Annotated in this window: 3 protein-coding genes and 1 pseudogene; 1 reads left to right on the top strand and 3 read right to left on the bottom strand. The window is 66.5% G+C overall.

Annotated elements, in window-relative coordinates:
* Positions 1-97: 97 nt before the first annotated feature.
* The 3 genes and pseudogenes from GJ630_RS19210 to GJ630_RS19205 form a co-directional block, all read right to left on the bottom strand.
* Entirely contained in the window at positions 98-1048 is a 951-nt protein-coding gene (locus tag GJ630_RS19210) for a DUF5787 family protein (protein ID WP_371727974.1), read from the bottom strand.
* A gap of 42 nt (positions 1049-1090) precedes the next feature.
* Positions 1091-1267 (bottom strand): hypothetical protein, encoded by a 177-nt coding sequence (locus tag GJ630_RS19740; RefSeq protein ID WP_175055148.1) that lies wholly within the window; start codon positions 1265-1267, stop codon positions 1091-1093.
* 151 nt (positions 1268-1418) lie between these two features.
* Positions 1419-2307, bottom strand: a pseudogene (locus tag GJ630_RS19205) (helix-turn-helix domain-containing protein).
* A gap of 357 nt (positions 2308-2664) precedes the next feature.
* On the opposite strand from GJ630_RS19205, the gene GJ630_RS19200 reads away from it, so the two are divergent.
* Positions 2665-3566: translation initiation factor IF-2 subunit gamma (locus GJ630_RS19200; protein ID WP_191450753.1), on the top strand; the 902-nt coding region annotated here is incomplete at its 3' end.

Below are 3566 nucleotides of genomic sequence, written 5' to 3'. Positions count from 1 at the left end.
CTACGAACAGCACGGCCGTCCGACAGCCGGCGACGGTGGCGTCCCTCCCGATAACGCGCCGTCAAGCGACGACGACCGGTAGCGTTGAGGACTTTTCTTAGCCGAACCGATCCAGTCCCGACTGGCGACGCCTACGCCCGTCGGGATCCGCCCGCCACGGCGTCCGCTCGGCCCGGAGCGACTCGCCGTTGACGGCCGGCGGGTCGGCCGCATCATAGCCCCCGCAGTCCGGGCCGCATTCGTCGCTCTCGCGGACAGCGCGCCCTTTCCACTGACAGTACGGAATCCCGTCGCTGTCGGGCGAACAGCGCTCACACGTCGGGTAGTCGAAACTCCGCCACCCCTTGCCGTAGGCTCGCTCGGCCAGTTTTCGACGGGCACGGGCCTTTTCAGCGGAATCGACGATCCGCACGTCCGTCCGGACCGGCCCCTCCTCCAGCAGTTCGACGCCGGCATCGTCGGTCGGCAGTGGTGTCGCCTCCCGGCGGACGTCTATGGTTCCGCTGTCGGGGTCGAACCGCCAGACGCCGACTTCCTCGGGAATCCGGTTGAGGTGCGCGCCGGTGACGTAAGAGGCCGTCGCCAGTACGACGCGGTCGGCGAGCGCGAGCGACACGTCGGTCCGCAACTGGGATTCCAGGTCGCCGGGCCGCCCGAGGTCCGGCTTGTTTTCGATGGCGACGATTCCGTCGAACCAGTCGGGGTACCGCGCCGTTTGTCGGACGTACGTCCGGCCGCCGCGGCGCTCGCGCTCGAAGAATCCACGCTCGGCCGCCAGTTCGACGGCCCGTTCGGCGCGGTCGGGGTGGCAGTCGAAGGCGTCTTTCCAGTACCGCGCCCGGCCCGGCCCGACGTTGCTTTCGATGGCCGCTGTCGGCAACCGTTCGGGAGTGATGGCCGCCCGCTCATCGAACTCGGGCCCCGGCTTGACGACGACAGTGTCGAGGACGCGCCGGCCGTGGACCGCGCCACCGAGTTGGCGGCTCACTAGACGGCCCTCGCGTTCGAGGTGGGCACACAGCGCCAGTTCGAAGTCGAACTCCCGCACGACCGGACGGAGGGCTGGGACGGGCAAAAGCCCCGCGCCCGGTTACCGCCTAGCGACGAAGAGACAGGCCAGCGCCGCCAGTCCGAGAAGTGGACTCAGTGAGAGTATCGCCAGAAGGCCGAGATACACAGTCAGCACTCCCAGCAGGGAACGAACGGTCAGCGGCGGATACGTCGGTCTATACAGTTCGGGGTCGGTGTACGGTGCAGGCTGGTACATTACAGTGAAACGATGGTCCAGAAACGCGATAAGCATAATCTGAATGATATTTCTGCGGGAGGCGCGTACCGGCGCTCTCCTGCAGACGATTTCAGTCAGCGGGAAAATAGCTCGCTGGGCACAGCCCCGACCGTATATCCGGCGAATCGGCTCAGTGCCCGCAGGCCTGCCGCTCGAACTCGACTGGCTGGAGGTCCCTGTCCAGATAGGCGGTCAGTTCCGCCTCGGCCAGCGGAATCCGGACCGCGAGCCGCCACGGGTCGGTGCCTTCGACGGTCGTGTACTGGTCGTCGACACACCAGGGGAGCGTCCAGTAGGGGCGACTCGACAGGTCGACGCCGTGGTCGTCGTAGAACGCCGCGACGCGGGAGTCGTCCAGTAGCGTCAGCCCGACAGGCGAACAGAGTTCGTGTCGACACTGTTCACAGACGAACTCGGCGCGGACCGACACGTCGAGACAGCAGTCGCCGTCGCGAGATATCTCCGTCTCCATCCGCCCGGCGCAGTCGGGGCAGACGCCGTCAGCGGCCAGACAGTGGAGGTGGCGCACCCGCTCGGCGAAGGCCGTCGCGACTTCCGCCGGCGTCCGGGTCGACCAGGCCACCCGGCGGGAACGGGTACTCGCCGTGGGCCTTCCCGCAGTCCTCGCAGTCGATGGCGAACTGCTCGTCGGCGTACTCGGCCAGCAGACCGCCGCCACACCGCGTACAGGCCCCGGTCACCGGGAACGGGTCGATATCGGGCGTCCGCGTGAACGTTCCTGCCCGCACCGCGCGGATGACCTGCGCCCCGGCGTGCCGGAGGTCGTATCCGTCCGCTCCCTGGCTGACGAACTGGCCGGTGAGCTCCTGCAGGTGATAGTTGAACTGCCCGCTGTCGGCCAGTTCTACGGCATCGAACAGTTCCGAGAAGCGAACCGGCCGGTCCTCAGCGCGCCACAGCGCCTCTAGGATGTCCAGGCGCGTCTCGCTCGCGATGACCGAGAACGCCGTCGCCGGGTCGATGTCGGCATCAGTTTCGGGGGACTCATCGACTCGCATCGTGCGTGAACTTGTCCCCGTGGGAACAAAAGCGTTCACAGAAACACAGTTACGTAACACTGCTGACGAGAGCGGGCTGTAGCCGCACTCACCTCAGCGGCGGACTCTCACTCACCAAACCGGAGCTATCGCAACGGCGACTGCCGGCGTGACATCCGACTCGTACAGCTTGTCGCTCGCACCAACCGACAGGGGTCGCGTCGCTATATCGAGGGCGATACCGAGCAATATGGTGACGTTGCCGCCGTCAGCAGAGACCAAACCGGCGATTGAACCGGGTTCGGCGGGGGTGCTCCGGGCGCAAACAGTAGGTTTATCAGTTGCACGCGGCGAAACTCCACCAAGATTACTCTCGAAATGACATCGAACAAACAACCGGAGGTGAACATCGGACTCGTCGGGCACGTCGACCACGGAAAGACGACGCTCGTACAGGCGCTGTCCGGCGAATGGACCGACCAGCACTCCGAGGAGATGAAGCGCGGTATCTCTATCCGACTCGGCTACGCCGACGCGACGTTCCGTCGCTGCCCGGAGGCCGAGGAGCCGGAGGCCTTTACCGTCGACGAGCACTGCGACGACCACGACGTCGACACCGACCACCTCCGGACGGTGTCGTTCGTGGACGCGCCCGGGCACGAGACGCTGATGGCCACCATGCTGTCCGGCGCGGCCATCATGGACGGGGCCGTTCTCGTCATCTCGGCGACTGAGCCTGTCCCGCAGGCCCAGACCGAGGAGCACCTGAGCGCGCTCGATATCATCGGTATCGACAATATCGTCATCGCCCAGAACAAGGTTGACCTTGTCGACGAGGAGCGGGCGATGCAGAACTACGAGCAGATTCAGGAGTTCGTCGAGGGCACCGTCGCCGAAGGCGCACCGGTTGTCCCCATCAGCGCGGGCCAGGAGGCCAACATCGACCTGCTCATCGAGGCCGTCCAGTCCGAGATTCCGACGCCGGAACGGGACCCGGACGAGGACGCCCGCATGATGGTCGCGCGCTCGTTCGACATCAACCGACCCGGCACGACCTGGGACGACCTGATGGGCGGCGTGCTCGGCGGGTCGCTCGTAGGCGGCCAACTCGAATCCGACGATGAAATCGAACTCCGCCCCGGCCGCGAGGTCGAGGAAGGCGGCCAGACGGAGTGGCAGCCCGTGACGACGACGGTCCGATCGCTACAGTCCGGCGGCGACTTCGTGGACACGGTCACGCCGGGCGGCCTGCTCGGCGTCGGGACCGGGCTCGACCCCGC

This window comes from Haloarcula sp. CBA1122 (assembly GCF_009741785.1).
Classification (GTDB): Archaea; Halobacteriota; Halobacteria; order Halobacteriales; family Haloarculaceae; genus Haloarcula; species Haloarcula hispanica.
Note: the sequence above shows the minus strand (reverse complement) of the source record. Positions and strands in the feature narration are given on the sequence as shown.